Source organism: Enterorhabdus sp. P55 (genome assembly GCF_009911695.1).
Lineage (GTDB): Bacteria > Actinomycetota > Coriobacteriia > Coriobacteriales > Eggerthellaceae > Enterorhabdus.
In genome coordinates, this window is the sequence record NZ_QWKK01000009.1 from 35,566 (window position 1) to 51,298 (window position 15,733).

The window sequence follows — 15,733 nt, forward strand, 5'->3', positions numbered from 1 at the left end:
CCTTACGCCCCCTTCTCGTCAGCCGCGTCTTCCAGCGGGTTTTCCTGCGACACCTCATGGGATGCCAGGTAGAAGACGTTGGGCTCGGTGTGGTACTCGTCGCCCAAGGTGAACGGCTCGCGGTCGGTGCCGTCCAGGTACGTCCGGATGGCCGAGCTCGCGTCGTCTAGGTCGCCGAAGATGCGCGCGTTGCCCGGGCACGCGGTGCAGCAGGCCGGATCCTCGCCCTGGGAGGTGAGCTGCGCGCAGAAGGTGCACTTCTCCATGACGCCCTCGGGGCGCTCGGGCGCGTACACCAGGTGGCCGTCGTCGCGGTAGTCGCGCGGGTAGCCGTACTCGTAGACGGTGTCGCCCAGGCCCACCATCTTGGCGGGCTTCCCCCAGTTGTACTGGCGCACGCCGTAGGGGCAGGCGCTCGCGCACATGCGGCACCCGATGCAGCGCTCGTAGTCGATGAGCACCGTGCCCGTGTCCGCGTCAACGTAGGACGCCTGCGTGGGGCAGGCGGTGACGCAGGGGGCGTCGGTGCAGTGCTGGCAGCTGATGGGGACGAACTCCATCCGCAGCTGCCCGTCCACCTTCACGGCCACGTCGTATTCCGGGGTGCCGCTGGTGAACACGCGGTTCCACCAGATGCCCTGGGGCTGGGCGTTGAAGTTCTTGCAGACCACCGCGCAGGTCCGGCACCCGATGCAGCGGTCGAGGTCGATTGCCATGGCGTATCGCATGATCTACGCCTCCTTCCCGTACTCGACGGGCGAGGCCGCCCCCGCGCCGCCCTGGAGGACGCTCTTGCCGGTGTCGGTGACCACCTGAGGCCGGCCTCCCTCGTACAGGCGCACGTTGCAGGCGGTCTCGTTCCAGGCCATGTTGGGCGACCAGACGCTCACCAGGTAGTACGCCTCGTTAGTGGGATTGATCCACGGCCAGATGAGCGAGTTGTAGCTGGTGCCGTTGTCGTAGTGCGACCACCAGCCCTGATCGAAGATGCACTGCGTGGGGTAGACGCCGGGATCCTCCACGAGCTGGCCCTGCACGGCGCCGCGGTCGTTGTAGACCTCTACCCAGTCGCCGTTCTTGAGGCCGCGCTCGGCGGCGGTGGCGGGGTTGAGCCACACCTTGGGCGTGTTGTCCTGCATCTCCAGCATGAACGGGCTGTTCACGTAGGTGGCGTGGACGCGGAAGGCGCTGTTGCGTGTGGTGTAGCCCAGCGGGTAGAGCTCGCGCGCGTCGGGGTTGGCGGCGTATTCCGTGTCTTCGAAGGGTGGCTTGTAGCAGGGAAGCTGCTCGCCCAGGTCGAGGAAGATGTCCTCGTCGCGGTAGAACTCGATGCGCCCGGAGCGCACGAACTTGGAGGTGACGTCGAGGGGGTTCGGGCGCGAGACGGTGGGGAAGGGGATGCGCTCGTTGACCTGCTCCCAGAAGGGTATGCGCTTCTCGCCGGGGTTGCTGTGGGCCAGCTTGCCCGGGCCCTCGCGCAGCAGCTCAGGCGTGAGGTGGTTAATGGTGGGGCCGCCCTCGCGCAGCAGCAGCGCCAGCACCTCGTCAGCGCGCTTCTCCGAGTCCTCCGGGGCGAAGCGCGGCCACGCCTCGGCCTTCGACGGGTCGATGCGGTTGGCCAGCTCGGTGAGCACCCAGATCTCCTCCTGGGCCTGGCCCGGCGGGTCGACGATGCGCTGCTGGAGCTGCACGTAGGGGTGCAGCGGGGTGGTGGTGAGCTCGGTCTTCTCGTACCAGCTGGCGCAGGGGAAGGCGACGGTGGACTCGGCCACGGTGAGGGTGCGCTGGAAGTCCAGGCTCACCAGGCACTCGATCTGGCCCGAGGCCAGCGCGCCGCGCAGCCAGTCGGCCACGTTGTGCTGCTCGAGCGGGTTGCCCCAGCCCACCACGAGGGCCTTGAAGCCGTCCTTGGGGTAGGTGGCCTTCATGAGCGGCGTGGGGCCGTTCACCGCGTAGTGGAACGGGCAGGACGCCTTGACGGCGTCGGGCGGCACCATCCAGCTGGCGGTGTTGAAGCGCGTCTTGTATTGGCCGACATAGGTGGAGATGCCGCCGCCCAGCTGGCCGATGTTGCCCGTCAGGCACGCCACGAGCGCGCAGGCGCGGCCCTTCAGGTCGCCGTGGTACCACTGCTGGGTGCCGCCGCCGAAGATGATGTGCATCGGCTTCACCGTGGCGGCCTCGCGGGCGATGCGCGTGATGACGTCGGGGTCGATGCCGCAGATGACGGAGGCGTCCTCGGGCGTATACGCTTCCAGCTGCTCGGTCAGCAGCTGGAAGCCCGTCTTGGCCTGGACGGTGCTGCCGTCCTTGAGGGGCACGTCGAAGGAGCCGGTCAGCGCGTAGGCGTTGTCAGGCAGCTCAAGCGGCGTCACCGCGGCCAGCGCGCCGCTCGCCTGGTCGAAGGCCACGAAGCTCGACCGATAGTCGGGAACGTCGGGCACGGCGGCGAGCCCCGCCACGTCGTCGGCCAGGATGCGCTTGCCGGTGGCCAAGTTGATGAGCAGGGGCGCGTCGGTGTAGGTGGCCATGAAGTGGGCGTCGTAGAGCCCCTCGTCGATGATGACCTTGGCCATGGCCAGCGCGAAGGCGCCGTCGGAGTCGGGCGCGATGCGCACCCACTCGTCGGCCTTCTCCGCCGAGGCGGAGTAGTTGGGATCGAAGTAGATGACCTTGCCGCCCGCCTCCTGGGAATAGGTGAGGAAGTGCGCGTCGGGCATGCGCGTGACCATGATGTTGGAGCCGAAGATGAGCGTGAGCCGCGAGTCCTCCCAGCAGTAGGACTCCAGCTCCTCGCTCTGGCAGCCGAAGGTCTCGGGCCAGAACATCGGCAGGTCGCCGTTGAGCTCATAGCCGCCGATGACCGACCAGCCGAAGGTGTTGGCAATGCGCACGAGCGCGCCCTTCTGGATGTGGCCGGTGCCCTGCACCTGGTAGATGACGCCCACGGAGTTGGGGCCGTACTCGTCCATGATGGCGCGCAGCCGGCCGGCGGCGTCGTCGAGCGCGGTGTCCCAGTCCGCTTCCACCTGCTCGCCGGCCTCGTTGCGCACGAGGGGCATGGTCAGGCGGTCGGGCCCGTGGAGGATGGTGTTGACGGAGAGTCCCTTGAGGCACCCGCGCGGGTTGTAGTGCTCGTAGGGGTAGTCGGCGGCTTGGCGCACCATGCGCACCTGGCCGTCCTCCACCCACGCCTCGACACCGCAGGCACCGGTGCAGTTGGGCGAGCAGGTGGTGCGCACCCAGCTGCCCCCGAGGGGCTCGGCTGGGGTGAGCGCGTCAGCGGGATCGGCGCCCCCGACGGCGCCCAGTCCCACGGCCGCCCCGCCCGCCGCGGCGGTGGCGACGAAGGTGCGCCGGCTGATGTCAGGAAGTTTCATAGGCCCTCGCCTTCTCATGTCGATGCCAGTGATTCCCCCATTGTGGAGGTGGCATGGACGAAGGGCCTCTTGGCAGCCTCATCCGTAACAGCCTCAGAGGCCATCTGAAACCAAAAGGTTGAGCGCCGCGAGGGGGGGCGCGGAATCCTCCGGAGCGCGTCTAGCCCCGCGCCTCGGCTATCTCCCCGGCGAGGGGCGCTGAGACAGGGTGCTCAAGGGCCTGGTAGAGGGCGCGCGGCGTCATGTCCACCAGGTGCTCGCAGAACTGCTTGAGCGTATAGGGAAGCTCGTTGTTGCGGAATCGCGACGCCATGACCACCTCGCAGGTCGGAAAGGCGAGTATCTCGAACTCCAGCTGGTCGGTGAGGGGCTTGCGCTGGAACTCGAGGATGGTCTCGCGCAGGTTCTGCTGGCGTCCGCGTACGAAGGACGGCACGGCAGCGTCGTAGTCATCGCAGTTGGACGCCTCGCGGAAGAGGCAGGTGAACCGCGCCATGTCGCGGGTGGTGATCAGGTGCCCCTCGAACCACGTGAGGTCGCGGCCGATGCGGAAGATCCCATTGGTGTGGCATTGCCGACTCAGCCAGTTGACCACAGCGTTCTTGTCCTCGAAGTTGTGGTAGAAGTTCGAGCGGCTCACGCCTGACTCGCGCACGATGTCCTCGATACGGATCTTGCTGAAGGGCTTCTGGTGACAGAGCCTGTCCATGGCCTCGGCTACCTTCATCTTCGTGAGGTATGAGCGCGAGTAGACTCGGTTGTGCGAGGTTGCCTGATTTGCCATGGCGTCTCCTGTCTGCTAAGGACGGAAGTCCGGAATGCAAAGTCGATCATAGTGCGATCGAGGATGAAAATCTAACCTAAAAGGACGTTTTGCCAGATTTGTCCCATCACTCGGAACGCTCCAAGGCCATCGCTCCTTGAGTTAGCCTCCGTTCGCCGCCTACCTTCTTCCTGTCGTCGAATGAGACGAAAGGCCATCGATCACATGGAAGGGGAGAAGGGGTCGCCTATGACGAAGGAAGAGAAGAGAGCTGAGGTATTCCAGTCTGGCAGGGCGTGGATCGTGGCGTGCATTGCCATCATCGCCTCCATTCTGATCTCGGTCAACAGCAACAAGCTGCCGGCCACCGCGTCGCTGGTCATTCCGGCGCTCAGCATGGATGAGGGCATGTTCGCCAACATCATGTCGCTCAACGGCTACGTCGGCCTGATCATGACGTTCGTCGTGGCCGCCGTCATCATGCGATTCGGGGCGCGCAAGGCCACCACGCTCGTGCTGGTCTGCGCCGTGGCGGGCGCCATCATCAGCGCCGCGGCCACGGACGTGGCGGTGCTCATGGTCGGCCGCCTCATCGAGGGCGTCGGCTACGCCTGCATCGGCTCCACGGTGCCGGTCATCATCTCCGAGTGGTTCCCGCCGTCCAAGCGCGGCGTGCCCATGGGCCTGTTCTCCGTGTGGGTGCCGCTCGGCTCCATGTTCATCATGGCTAGCTCCGGCTTCTTCTTCACCGTTGGCGACCCGCAGACCTACCACAACGTGTTCTGGTTCGTGGTGGCGCTCCTGGTCATCGTCACGGTGCTGTGGGTGGCCGCCATCCGTGACCCGCAGGTGTCCTACCTCGAGGAGCGGGATCCCGCGGCGCCCAAGCCCAAGATGTCCGAGGGCTTCAAGAGCCTGTCCTGCTGGATCTCCATGATCGCCTTCGCGGCGTTCTCGCTGGGCACCGCCTGCGTCATGAACTTCGAGACGCTTTACCTGGTTCAGACCATGGGCATGGACCAGCTGGCCGCCAACGGCATGATGAACATCGCGAACATCGCCGTGGTGGTCGGCGGCATCGCCATCGGCGTCGTCATGAACTTCGTCACGGGCAACGGCCAGCGCCTGGTCATCCTGGTAGCGGCCTCTGTTGTGCTCGGCGCGTCGTTCTCCCTGGCGTACTCCATCAGCGAGGAGCTGCTCGTTCCCTGGTTGATCGTGTTCGGCCTGTCCAACGGCGTGGTGCCGGCCATCTTCTTCACCATGGTGGCCGAGATAGCCCCGCGGCCCGACCTGGCGGGCATCTCCTCCTCGCTCATGAGCTGCGGCCAGTGCGTCGGCGGCATCCTGTTCGGCCTCGTGGGCGTGGTGGTGTCGAGTGCCGGCTGGGGTGCCTGCACCGGCCTGCTCGTGGGCGTGGGCGCGGTGCTCATCATCGGCTCCGTCGCCCTGTTCGCGGTCATCCGCGCCCGTGACGCCAAGCGCGCCGCCTAGCCGCCCCGCGCCATCCAACTGCCTATCCGTCATCTGAGAAGAGAAACAAGAGAGTAGAGAGGAACGAGGAAGCATGGAATTCAAGAACGACCTTGGCAAGCCGTGGAAGTTCCAAGATGGGGACTTCACCGTCATCCGGTCTTCGGTGTGGTCGCCCCCGGGCTGCCATCCGGTGGGGTGCGGCATCAAGCTCTACGTCGACAAGGACGGTCGCCTCGACCACGTGGAGGGCGACGAGAACGACCCGGTCACCGGCGGCCGCCTGTGCCCGCGGTGCGTGGCGCTCAAGGACTACATCTACAACCCCACGCGCGTCATCTACCCCCAGAAGCGCGCCCGGGAGGAGCGCGGCAACGCCGAGGCCTGGGAGCGCTGCAGCTGGGATGAGGCCCTTGACATCATCATGGACAACTGGCGCCGCCTCACCGACGAGTACGGCCGCGAGACGCTCGCCATCTTCGTCGGCACCGGTCGCGACGGCATGCTCTCGCAGGACTTCCAGCTGTCCATCTTCCGCACGCCCAACCTGGCCTACACCCAGTCCGGCTATGCGTGCTACCAGCCGCGCATGATGTCGTCCCAGATGGTGCTCGGCGCGCTCTATCCCGAGCTCGACTACGCCGGCGGCCTGGAGGGCGGCTACGACGATCCCGAGTACACGGTGCCCGAGCTCATGATCCTCTGGGGCAAGATGCCGCTGGCCTCCAACCCCGACGGCTTCTTCGGCCATGCGATCATCGACCTCATGAAGCGCGGCGCCAAACTCGTGACCATCGATCCGCGCGTCAACTGGCTGGCCACCCGCTCCGTCCTGCAGCTGCGCCTGCGCAACGGCACCGACGCGGCGCTCGCCATGGCCCTGTGCAACATCATCATTCAGGAGGACCTCTACGACCACGAGTTCGCGGAGAAGTGGACCTACGGCTTCGACGAGTTCGCCGAGCGCGTGGCCTACATGAAGCCCGAGGACGCTGCCCGCATCTGCGAGGTTCCCGTCGAGGACATCTACACGGTGGCTCGCATGTACGCCGCCGCGCATCCCGCCTCCATCGCCTGGGGCCTGGCCTTCGACCAGAACACCAACGGCATGCAGGCCGGCCAGTGCGTGCTCGCCATGATCTGCCTGTGCGGCAACCTGGACGTGCCAGGCGGCAACATCGTGGCTGACCTGTCCATGCCCGAGGACCTCACGGGTGCCGCGGCCGCCGGCCAGTCGGCTCACAACACCGACACCCGCGCCTTCATCACCGAGGGCTGGTACCAGATGACCGACGAGGAACGCGACAAGTGCATCGGCATGGACAAGTACCCGCTCTACTGCAACCAGATTACCGGCGCGCAGGCCGACTGCGTGCTCGACACGCTGGAGACTGACGAGCCGTACCCCATCCGCATGGCGTGGATCGCCAACACCAACCTGCTCGCGCCCACCAACTCCGCCGAGCCCACCCGCTGGCACGCCGCCTTCCAGCGCTCCATCGACTTCGCCTTCGGCACCGACTGCTTCATCACGCCCACCATCCAGGCCGTGTGCGACGTGTTCCTGCCGCTTTCCACCGTGGCTGAGCATGACGGCGTGAACCGCACCCACTACGGCGCGGCGTCCATCACCACCGGTTGCGGCAACAAGGCCATCACCGTGGGCGAGGCCAAGTCCGACCTGGAGATCTACTGCCTGCTGGCCGAGCGCATGGCCGCGATGTTCCCCGACGACCCCAAGGCCCGCTTCGCCCACGAGAAGTACCCGGACTATCACGACTACCTGGAGAAGAACCGCCTGGAAGGCCGTCACTCGTTTAACGAGGTGCGCGAGCTGGTCAAGTTCAAGCGCAAGGTGTACTACCGGAAGTACGAGACCGGCAAGCTGCGCCCTGACGGCCAGCCTGGCTTCCTCACCCCGACGGGCCGCGTGGAGCTGTGGTCGTCCGCCTTTGCCCAAAACGGCATGGATCCGCTGCCCTACTACTATGAGCCCGATCTGAGCCCGCGCATCCCGGAAAAGTCCGCCGAGGAGCTGGAGCTCAAGAAGAACCCGCTCGTCCCCGAGGAACTCGACGCCAAGTGGCATGAGCGCGATCTGCCCCATGAGGAGATCATCGAGAAGTACCCCTTCATCATGTCTACGGGCCATCGCCGCTACTCCTCGTTCCATTCTGAGCATCGCCAGGTGGCCGTGCTGCGCGAGCTCGACCCGAACCCGATGATCGAGATCAACCCCGCAGACGCCGAGCGCATCGGCCTGGCCGACGGGCAGTGGTGCGAGATATCCAACATGTTCGGCAGCGCCAAGTTCAAGGCCCGCGTGATGCCCACGGTGCACGAGGGTCACGTGGAGGTGGATCACGGCTGGTGGTTCCCCGAGCAGGACGGCAGCGAGCCCAGCCTGTTCGGCGTGTGGCAGTCCAACTGCAACGACCTCGTTCCCGCGCACCACAACAACGCCCTCGGCCTGGGCGCGCCCTACAAGAGCGCCTGCTGCAACGTGGTGCCCCTGAAGGAAAGCTACGACGTGGACATGGCCGCGTTCGACGAGAAATTCGGAAAGTTGGTGTAGATCATGCCCCAGTACGGACTGCTTATCGATTACGAGTTCTGCACGGGATGCCAGAGCTGCGAGGTCAGCTGCAAGGAGCATCATCACTTCCCCGTGGGGAAGTGGGGGATCCGCGTCATGGACGACGGCCCGTGGCGGAAGGACGACGCCAAGGACGAGGGAAGCTGCTTCAACTGGAACAAGATCCCCGTTCCCACCGACCTGTGCGACCTGTGCGCCGACCGCATCCGCGACGGCCGCGAGCCGGTGTGCATGCACAACTGCCTGGCTGACGTGATCCGCTTCGGTACCATCGAGGAGATGGCCGTCGAGCTAGCCCGCAAGCCCAAGCAGGTGCTGTGGACTCCCTGCGAGCTCGAGCTCTAGACATCCGCCGAGCGCGGCGCGGCGGGGTGGCCGCGCCGCCTCGTGGGGCCGGCCGGACGTAGTGCCCGGCCGGCCCTTGCCGGGTTGGCGGACGCGTCCGTCAACCCAAGAGAGGAGGGGTTGTGGCTTTGCGTGCTTCCTCGTCGCGCTCGCTGGGCACGACGAGCGTCATCGGCATTCTCGCCCTGTTCTGCACCATGAGCGAGTTCGCCATTCTCACGCCGTCCATCGCGGCGTTCTCCCATCACTTCGTAGGCACGGACATCACCACCATCATGCTGGCCAACTCCATCACCGGCATCGTGTCGGTTCCGGTCAGCGTCGCGTCGGGCGCCCTGCTGCCCCGCGTGGGATTCAGGCGGGCCGCCATCGGGGGCATTCTCGTGATGACCCTCGGCGGCGCCTTCCCCTTCCTCCTGCCTGACATCACCGACTACGGGATCGTCATCGTCTCGCGCGTCGTCGTGGGTCTGGGCCTGGGCGTCATGTTCCCCGTGGGCAACGCCGCTATCATCGCCCTGTGCGAGGGTGAAGAGCGCTCGCGGCTTCTGGGCCTGGGCATCACCATCCAGTTTGTCTTCAACATCATCTACACCACGGTGGCCGGCTACCTCACCGAGCTAGGCTGGAACTACTCGTTTCTGGCCTATCTCGTCGGGCTCGTGCCGCTCGCGGCGGTGCTGGCGTGGATGCCTGAGGCCAAAGACGCCGTGAAGGCCGCGCCGTCGCACGCGGGCGCTGACGCAGGGGAAGGGGGCCGCGCCAGGAGCGCGGTGCCGCCGGCGGTAGCCGGCTACGCCTTGTTCGCTCTGGCGGGGTGGACATGCGTCGTCACCGTGCAGGTGGTCACGTCGTCGGTGCTCGACTGGCGCGGGCTGGCCGGCCCGGGCGAGGCGGCCCTCGTCATCAACTGCTGCGGCATCGGAACCATCCTGTGCGGGCTGCTGTTCCCCGTGCTCATCCGCTGGCTCAGGGGGCGCCTGTTCGGCGTGGCGGCCCTGCTTATCGCCGTGGGCATCGTCCCGTGCCTTCTAGCTGAGAGCCCGCTCGTCTACGCCCTGGGCGTGTTCGTCCTTGGGTTCGCGGGGTCGGCCTTCTTCACGGCGGCCCAGAACGCCGCAGGCAACATCGCGCCACCCGATCGCGTGCCCTTTGTCAGCGGCGTCATGACCTCCATGATGAACCTGGGGCCGTTCCTCGCTCCCTACGTGTTCTCCGCATCCATGGTGGCGCTGCCCGGCCTTGGGCTCGATGCCGTGTTTCCCGTGCTTATCGGGCTTGCCGTCGTGGTAGCCGTCATTGGACTCGTCCATCCCATGCGGGCGCTCGTGGCCCGACGTCCGGAGTAGGCGGCGGTCATGCCCCGGTGCTTTGCGTGCATCCACTGCGGCAAGTGCGGCCCGCCGTCCTCCGACGCGCGGGTGAGGCCGGCGGGCTACTGCGCGTTCTGCGGCACCCAGAACGCCGCTGGCGAGGTGCGCTGCGCCCGCTGCGGCAAGCCGCTGCCATTGCCGCCCGGCGCAAGGCGCGGACTGGCGGAGCGCTAGCGCCGAGGAGCGCGCCGGGCAGGCGGCGCCTCGGCAGGCCCACCCGGCAGGTGGCGAGTATCGGGAGAGCGTCAAGGCGCCTCGCAGCGGACGTGCTTCGAAAAACGCCCCCCTGCGCGCAAATTGGGACGGTTTTGCACTCTCTTCCGGGCTGCGACGAAGGGGCGTTCGGGAGACTGCTCGCAAAAGGCCAGGTGAGTGGGGTTCGCATAGGGGCGACTGCTTGCAAAGCGGTCGCCAAGCACCATGCCAAGAGTGCAAAACCGTCCCAATTTGCAGACGGGCCCCGTTTTCCGAAGGTTTTGGGTGGCCGGGCAACCCCCAACTGCCGCCCTCCACCGCCGGGTGCCGCCGCCCGCACGGAGCCCCGCACGCTTCAGCGCTTTTCGTGCGGCAAGGGCGCTAAGCCCCCGAACGGCGAGCCTCGCCGTTCGGGGGCTTAGCGCCTCCCTACAGCTCCACCGTGCCCACCAGGCGCATGAGCTGCTGCTGGCTGTGGACGTCGAGCTTGCGGTAGATGTGGCGGATGTGGGTCTTGGCGGTGCCCTCGGAGACGTAGAGCTTCTCCTGGACGTAAGACGACTTGAAGCCGCGCGCTAGGAAGAACATGACCTCGGCCTCCCGCTTGGAGAGCAGATAGGTGTTGGCGATGGCCTCGCACTGCAGGCGCAGCTGGTCGGCGCTGCCTGCAGTGCTCGCGCCGGCCTCGGCCTGGCTGCCGATCTCCCCGAGCATGGCCAGCCGCGCCTCCGAGGGCTCAGAGGAAGAGGCGGCGTCGGCGGAGTGCGGGCCCTCGTCCAGCTCCGGCGCCTCGTCCGAGCCCTCGGGTTCCTCCGGGTCGCAGTCGCGGGCCGGGGCGTCGGTCGCCTCGCCTTCGCCGCCCGTCGCTCCCGCGACCACGTGCGCCAGCCCCGCTCCTTCGCCGCCCGCCCGGCGCCCGCACGGCCTCGCGCTACGCCTTCGGGAGCCTCACGGTAAAGACCGTGATAGCCTCCCCGCCGTCTTCGGCGGAGGGGGCGCAGGGCGTGCTCGCGGCGCTGATGACACCACCGTGGTCGCGGGCTATCTCGCGGGCGATGGCCAGGCCCAGGCCGTAGCCGCCGGCTGCGGGCTCGTCGGCGTCGGCGACGAGCCCGCGGGTGCGCGCCGCGTCGACGCGGAAGAAGCGGTCGAACACGCGCGCCAGGTTCTCGGGCGCGATGAGCGGCCCGCGGTTGGCCACGCTCAACACGGCCTCGCGGCCCTCTGAGGCCAGGCGCACGGTCACCTCGCTGCCGGGCTCGGCGTACTTGCAGGCGTTGTCGATGAGCACGGCGGCCAGCCGCTCAAGGCGCGCCGCGTCGCCCTCCACACGCACTGCTGGCTCCAGATCGCACGCGATGGAGACCCCGCGGTCAAGCGCCACGGAGTCGAACTGGAGCGCCTCGCCCTCCGCCAAGTCGCTCAGGTCGACGGTGCTGAACCCCGCGCGCAGGGCCGCCGGATCGGGCGTGCGCGCCAGGTCAAGCAGATCGCCGACGAGCGACTGCATGCGTCGCGCCTCCACCTCGGTGCCGGCCAGCCACTGGTCTTGGGCCGCCACCAGCTCCTCGCCGCGGCTGCGCACGATGGCCAGGTTGGCCAGGATCACCGTGAGGGGGGTCTTCAGCTCGTGCGACGCGTCGGCGACGAAGCGCTGCTGCTGCTCCCATGCCCGTTCGACGGGGCGCAGAGCCCAGCGGGCGAACAGGATGCTCACCGCCAGGAAGATGAGCAGCGCGCCGGCGCCTACGCCGATCAGCGTGAGGGCCAGGTTCTGCCACGACGAGGCGGCGGTCTGGTCGGCGAAGGCCACCAGCACGTCGCTGCCGGCGCGACGGGTGGCGAAGAACAGCCCCAGGTCGCCCAAGTACCCCTGGGCGCTGCCGTCTTCCAAGGCGTCGGCTAGGGCCTTGGGGAGCAAGTCGGGCGCCACGGAGGCCGTGGTGAACCGGCCGAGAGCCGTCGCCGTGCCCTGGGCGTCCACGCGGTAGACCGCCATGGGCGTCAGGCCCTGGCCGTCGCCGCGCCCGATCTCCGGAGGCGCTGGCGTGTCGTCGCTCGGCGCCTCGTCCGCTGGGGGCTCCTCAGCGCTAGGCGGCGCGGGAGCCTCCGGCGCCTCGCCTCCCTGCGCCTTCTCGCCGAGGGGGTGGCGCTTCTCGGGAATGAGGGTCGGCTCGCCGAAGAGCCTCCCGTCGCCGCGATGCCCGGCGTCGACCGATGCGGCCAGGCCGAGGGTCTGGCGCAGCTCGTCGTACACGTCGTCGACGCTCTGGCGGTAGTCGAGGTAGCCGATGGCCGCGAGGGCCGCCACCAGGGCGAGGGTGACCACCGTCATCGACAGCGCCACGAACTTCACCCGCAGGCGCCGCAGCATGGGCTGGGCTGCTCCCGCCCCGGCATCGCCGCTCATGACCGTGCGTCCTCCGCGTGCTCCGCCAGGCGGTACCCGGCACCGCGAATGGTCTCTATCTGCGCAGTCGAGCCCAGGTGGCGCAGCTTCTTGCGCAGGAACGAGACGTAGGCCTCCACGTTGTTGTCGCCCGCGTTCGAGCCCACGTCCCAGGCGCGCTCGATGAGCGTGTCCTTCGAGAGCACCTGCCCCACATTTCCCATAAACAGCCTCATCAGGGCAAACTCCTTGGCGGAGAGGTGCAGCGTCTTGCCGCCGCAGCCCAGATCCATGGCCTCCAGGTCGAGCGACAAGTCGCCGGCGGCCAGCCGCTCGAACACCACATCGCCCTGGCGACGCGTGAGCGCACGCAGGTGCGCCATCAACTCGGCGGGGGAGAAGGGCTTGGTCATGTAGTCGTCGGCGCCGGCGTCGAGCCCGGCTATCTTGTCGGCGGTGGCGTCGCGCGCCGTCAGCAGCAGCACGGGCGTGCTCACCGAGGAGCGGCGCAGGGCGCGTGCCACGGAGAACCCGTCTTGGCCTGGCAGCATGACGTCGAGGATGATCACGTCGTAGAGTCCGCTCTCTCCCCAGGCCACGCCTGCGTTCCCGTCGTGCACGACATCCACTGCGTACCCGTTGTCCTCAAGGATGCGCGCCAGGGCGGCGGCCAGGCTGACGTCGTCTTCCACGATGAGTATGCGCACGGGGCCTCCTTCTCTCATGCCCCCATTGTAGCGGGCCGGCTGAAAAGTTCCTGAAAGGGACGGGCGGGGGTTTCAGGAAGTTTTCAGCGCCCTCCCGTAGGATGCGCTGCGGTGTTCCCCGGCACCTGCGGCGGTGCGGTCGTTCGTCTGACGAGCCGCGCCTCCGCACGCCGCCGTGTCACCGGCTTCTGCCCGGCACGGCGGCGCCCCTCCCGTCCGGCGGGGCCGTGGCCTCGCCGGAGCCCCTTGCCGACCGACGCCCCGAGAGGATGCCCTATGCCCGCCTATGCCGACGTGTTCCAGCGCGTGGAGAAGAAGTACCGGCTGGACGCCGCCCGACGCGCCGCCCTGGAGGAGGGTCTGGCCGCGGCCTTGGCGCCGGACGGCTATGGGCGCGCGTGCATCACGAGCCTCTACCTCGACACCCCGGAGCGCACGCTCATCGACCGTTCGCTCGAGAAGCCGCCCTATAAGGAGAAGCTGCGTCTCCGCGCCTACGGCGAGCCTGCCGGCCGCGCCCTCGCGGCTGCCTTCGCAGGCGGCGCAGGCCTGGCCGCCCCGGCTGCCGTCTCGGGTGGCGCAGGCCTGGCCGCCCCGGCTGCCGCCGATCTTGGCATGCCGGTGTTCCTCGAGATCAAGAAGAAGTTTCGCGGCGTCGTCTACAAGCGACGCGTCAGCCTCTCGCTGGGCGCTGCCGTCGCCTACCTCGACGGGGTGCCCTACGAGGAGGCCTGCGCGGCACGCCCCTTGGCCGATGCTGCGCTTCAGCAGGCGTCGCTCGCGCCGCGCAGCCGCCAGATCGCCCGCGAGCTAGACGCGGCCCTCGTCCGGCACGGTCGCCTCGCGCCCTCGATGGCCATTCGCTGCGAGCGCGTGGCCTGGGCGCCACGCGACCCGGCGGAGGCCGGACCGCGCGTCACCTTTGACGACCGCCTGGTCTTCCTCGACTTCCGCTCCGGCCTCCCGCCGTCTTCCGGCCCCGACGGCGCGCTGCCCCTCGGCTCCAATGCCGCGGCGCTTCCTGGCCCCGACGGCGCAGCGCCTCTCGGCCCTGCCTCCGTGCCGCTTGCTCCCGCCCCCGCCCCCGCCTCCGCCTTGGCATGGCATCCCGTCATTCCCGCTGCCGAGGCCATCATGGAGATCAAGAACGCCGGCCCCTACCCGCGCTGGCTCGCGGCCCTCCTCGCCGAGGTCCGCGCCTACCCCGCGTCCTTCTCCAAGTACGGCGCGGCCTATCAGCTGACCGCGAAAGCCACCTTTCCCGCCGAAAATGGCACTGATTGGCGTTTTGGTACGGTGCAGGCTGGCCAGCTCTCTCCAGGCTCCGGCGTTTCCCCAGGTCAGATTTTCGGCGAGCGCCGAAATCCCCCTCAAGGCCAGCAAATCGCCCCCGAATCGTCCCCGCCACCGTACCAAAACGCCAATCAGTGCCATCCGCGCCCGAAAAACTGGCGCTCGCTCGTGAAAGGAGGCCGCTGTGCTTGATGCGGCATTCACCTCTGTCTTCGGCACGGCCGATTCGCTCGTCTCGGCCGTGTCTCCCGCCGACTTCCTCGTCTGCTGCCTGGCATCCATCGTGCTGGGCATGGCTTGCGCAGGCGTCTACATGTTCCGTCACAGCTACTCGAAGAACTTCGTGGTCACGCTCGCCCTGCTGCCGCTCATCGTCCAGATGGTCATCACCCTGGTCAACGGCAACCTGGGTGCAGGCATCGCGGTCATGGGCGTGTTCAATCTCGTGCGGTTCCGCTCCATCCCCGGCAGCGCGAAGGATATCGGCAGCGTGTTTCTCGCCATGGCCGTCGGCCTGGCCACGGGCATGGGGTACCTGGTGCTCGCGGTTGTGTTCACGGCCATCGTGGCGGTGGTGAACGTGCTGTTCGTGGCGACGCCCTTCGGCCGCCCGCACGAGCCCGGCAAGACCCTCAAGGTCTCCATCCCCGAAGACCTCGAGTACGACGGCGTCTTTGACGAGGTGCTTGGTCGCTACGCTGCGGAATACGCGCTCGTGGAGGTTCAGACCACCAACATGGGCAGCCTCTTCCAGCTCCAGTATCAGCTGCGGATGCGCCAGCCCGGGCAGGAGAAGGCGCTCATCGATGAGCTGCGCTGCCTCAACGGCAACCTGAAGATCTCGCTCGGGCGTGCGCCGCAGCTGCGGGAGTCGCTCTAGCGGTGCGGCATCTTGCGGCTCGCAATGAAGAGAACCCTACCTATATATAAGTAAGAGAATACGCGAAAGGGCTTGCACTGCTGCGACAAGCCTGCAGAAGGAGGACACGTGGAAGAGAGGACGAGGCGCCGTCTGGGGCGCGTGGCCGCGAAGGATGGCGGGGGAGGAGCGCGCCGGGCGGACGCCCTCGGGCGTTGGCAGGCGCGTCGCGGAGGCGCCGGCCCCTTCCGCCATGGCGCCCAGGTCGCCATCGCGCGCGGTGGCGCGGGCTCGGAGGCCGTGAGTGCCGGGTCGCACGCCGGCCAGCGCGTGCTGGGCGCGGCCTTGGCGGCTGCGCTC

General features: G+C 67.9%; 14 protein-coding genes. 8 read left to right on the forward strand and 6 right to left on the reverse strand.

Annotated elements, in window-relative coordinates:
- Positions 1–2: 2 nt before the first annotated feature.
- From D1643_RS02075 to D1643_RS02085, 3 genes are all read right to left on the reverse strand, one after another.
- Positions 3–728, reverse strand: a complete 726-nt coding sequence (locus D1643_RS02075) for a 4Fe-4S dicluster domain-containing protein (RefSeq protein ID WP_160708117.1) — start codon at positions 726–728, stop codon at positions 3–5.
- Positions 729–731: 3 nt separating this feature from the next.
- A complete protein-coding gene (locus D1643_RS02080; RefSeq protein ID WP_160708119.1) occupies positions 732–3,380 on the reverse strand; it encodes a molybdopterin-dependent oxidoreductase in 2,649 nt (882 codons plus the stop codon).
- A 160-nt stretch (positions 3,381–3,540) separates the two neighbouring features.
- On the reverse strand, positions 3,541–4,164 hold the full coding sequence (locus D1643_RS02085; protein WP_160708121.1) for a TetR/AcrR family transcriptional regulator: 624 nt from the start codon (positions 4,162–4,164) through the stop codon (positions 3,541–3,543).
- Between the two features lie 228 nt (positions 4,165–4,392).
- Between D1643_RS02085 and D1643_RS02090 the strand changes: the two genes are divergently transcribed.
- From D1643_RS02090 to D1643_RS02110, 5 genes are all read left to right on the forward strand, one after another.
- Positions 4,393–5,637 (forward strand): MFS transporter, encoded by a 1,245-nt coding sequence (locus D1643_RS02090; protein ID WP_160708123.1) that lies wholly within the window; start codon positions 4,393–4,395, stop codon positions 5,635–5,637.
- A gap of 73 nt (positions 5,638–5,710) precedes the next feature.
- Positions 5,711–8,191: a molybdopterin dinucleotide binding domain-containing protein gene (locus tag D1643_RS02095; protein WP_160708125.1), complete on the forward strand. Its 2,481-nt coding sequence runs from the start codon at positions 5,711–5,713 to the stop codon at positions 8,189–8,191.
- 3 nt (positions 8,192–8,194) lie between these two features.
- Positions 8,195–8,557 (forward strand): oxidoreductase, encoded by a 363-nt coding sequence (locus tag D1643_RS02100; protein WP_160708127.1) that lies wholly within the window; start codon positions 8,195–8,197, stop codon positions 8,555–8,557.
- A 122-nt stretch (positions 8,558–8,679) separates the two neighbouring features.
- Positions 8,680–9,906 (forward strand): MFS transporter, encoded by a 1,227-nt coding sequence (locus tag D1643_RS02105; protein ID WP_160708129.1) that lies wholly within the window; start codon positions 8,680–8,682, stop codon positions 9,904–9,906.
- Between the two features lie 9 nt (positions 9,907–9,915).
- Entirely contained in the window at positions 9,916–10,104 is a 189-nt protein-coding gene (locus tag D1643_RS02110; RefSeq protein WP_160708131.1) for a hypothetical protein, read from the forward strand.
- A 450-nt stretch (positions 10,105–10,554) separates the two neighbouring features.
- Here D1643_RS02110 and D1643_RS12200 read toward each other — a convergent pair whose 3' ends face one another.
- Genes D1643_RS12200 through D1643_RS02125 form a run of 3 tightly spaced genes read right to left on the reverse strand, consistent with a single transcriptional unit; the run spans position 10,555 to position 13,221 of the window.
- Positions 10,555–11,004 (reverse strand): response regulator transcription factor, encoded by a 450-nt coding sequence (locus tag D1643_RS12200; protein WP_370520262.1) that lies wholly within the window; start codon positions 11,002–11,004, stop codon positions 10,555–10,557.
- A gap of 52 nt (positions 11,005–11,056) precedes the next feature.
- Positions 11,057–12,535 carry a cell wall metabolism sensor histidine kinase WalK gene (locus tag D1643_RS02120; RefSeq protein ID WP_236643306.1) on the reverse strand — a complete coding sequence of 493 codons (1,479 nt, stop codon included), beginning with the start codon at positions 12,533–12,535 and terminating at the stop codon, positions 11,057–11,059.
- Positions 12,532–13,221: a response regulator transcription factor gene (locus D1643_RS02125; protein WP_160708133.1), complete on the reverse strand. Its 690-nt coding sequence runs from the start codon at positions 13,219–13,221 to the stop codon at positions 12,532–12,534. The genes D1643_RS02120 and D1643_RS02125 overlap by 4 nt, the downstream gene beginning before the upstream one ends.
- Before the next feature lie 276 nt (positions 13,222–13,497).
- Between D1643_RS02125 and D1643_RS02130 the strand changes: the two genes are divergently transcribed.
- The 3 genes from D1643_RS02130 to D1643_RS02140 form a co-directional block, all read left to right on the forward strand.
- Positions 13,498–14,706, forward strand: a complete 1,209-nt coding sequence (locus tag D1643_RS02130; protein WP_160708135.1) for a polyphosphate polymerase domain-containing protein — start codon at positions 13,498–13,500, stop codon at positions 14,704–14,706.
- Complete coding sequence (locus D1643_RS02135) at positions 14,699–15,394, forward strand: DUF4956 domain-containing protein (RefSeq protein ID WP_160708136.1); 696 nt, start codon at positions 14,699–14,701, stop codon at positions 15,392–15,394. The genes D1643_RS02130 and D1643_RS02135 overlap by 8 nt, the downstream gene beginning before the upstream one ends.
- A gap of 108 nt (positions 15,395–15,502) precedes the next feature.
- A partial coding sequence (locus D1643_RS02140; protein ID WP_160708138.1) for a hypothetical protein occupies positions 15,503–15,733 on the forward strand: 231 nt, incomplete at its 3' end.

Bases quoted from the DNA above. Each gene is read 5' to 3' on its own strand.
- D1643_RS02075 (WP_160708117.1), bottom strand. From the start codon at position 728: ATGCGATACGCCATGGCAATCGACCTCGACCGCTGCATCGGGTGCCGG.
- D1643_RS02080 (WP_160708119.1), bottom strand. From the start codon at position 3,380: ATGAAACTTCCTGACATCAGCCGGCGCACCTTCGTCGCCACCGCCGCG.
- D1643_RS02085 (WP_160708121.1), bottom strand. From the start codon at position 4,164: ATGGCAAATCAGGCAACCTCGCACAACCGAGTCTACTCGCGCTCATAC.
- D1643_RS02090 (WP_160708123.1), top strand. From the start codon at position 4,393: ATGACGAAGGAAGAGAAGAGAGCTGAGGTATTCCAGTCTGGCAGGGCG.
- D1643_RS02095 (WP_160708125.1), top strand. From the start codon at position 5,711: ATGGAATTCAAGAACGACCTTGGCAAGCCGTGGAAGTTCCAAGATGGG.
- D1643_RS02100 (WP_160708127.1), top strand. From the start codon at position 8,195: ATGCCCCAGTACGGACTGCTTATCGATTACGAGTTCTGCACGGGATGC.
- D1643_RS02110 (WP_160708131.1), top strand. From the start codon at position 9,916: ATGCCCCGGTGCTTTGCGTGCATCCACTGCGGCAAGTGCGGCCCGCCG.
- D1643_RS02120 (WP_236643306.1), bottom strand. From the start codon at position 12,535: ATGAGCGGCGATGCCGGGGCGGGAGCAGCCCAGCCCATGCTGCGGCGC.
- D1643_RS02130 (WP_160708135.1), top strand. From the start codon at position 13,498: ATGCCCGCCTATGCCGACGTGTTCCAGCGCGTGGAGAAGAAGTACCGG.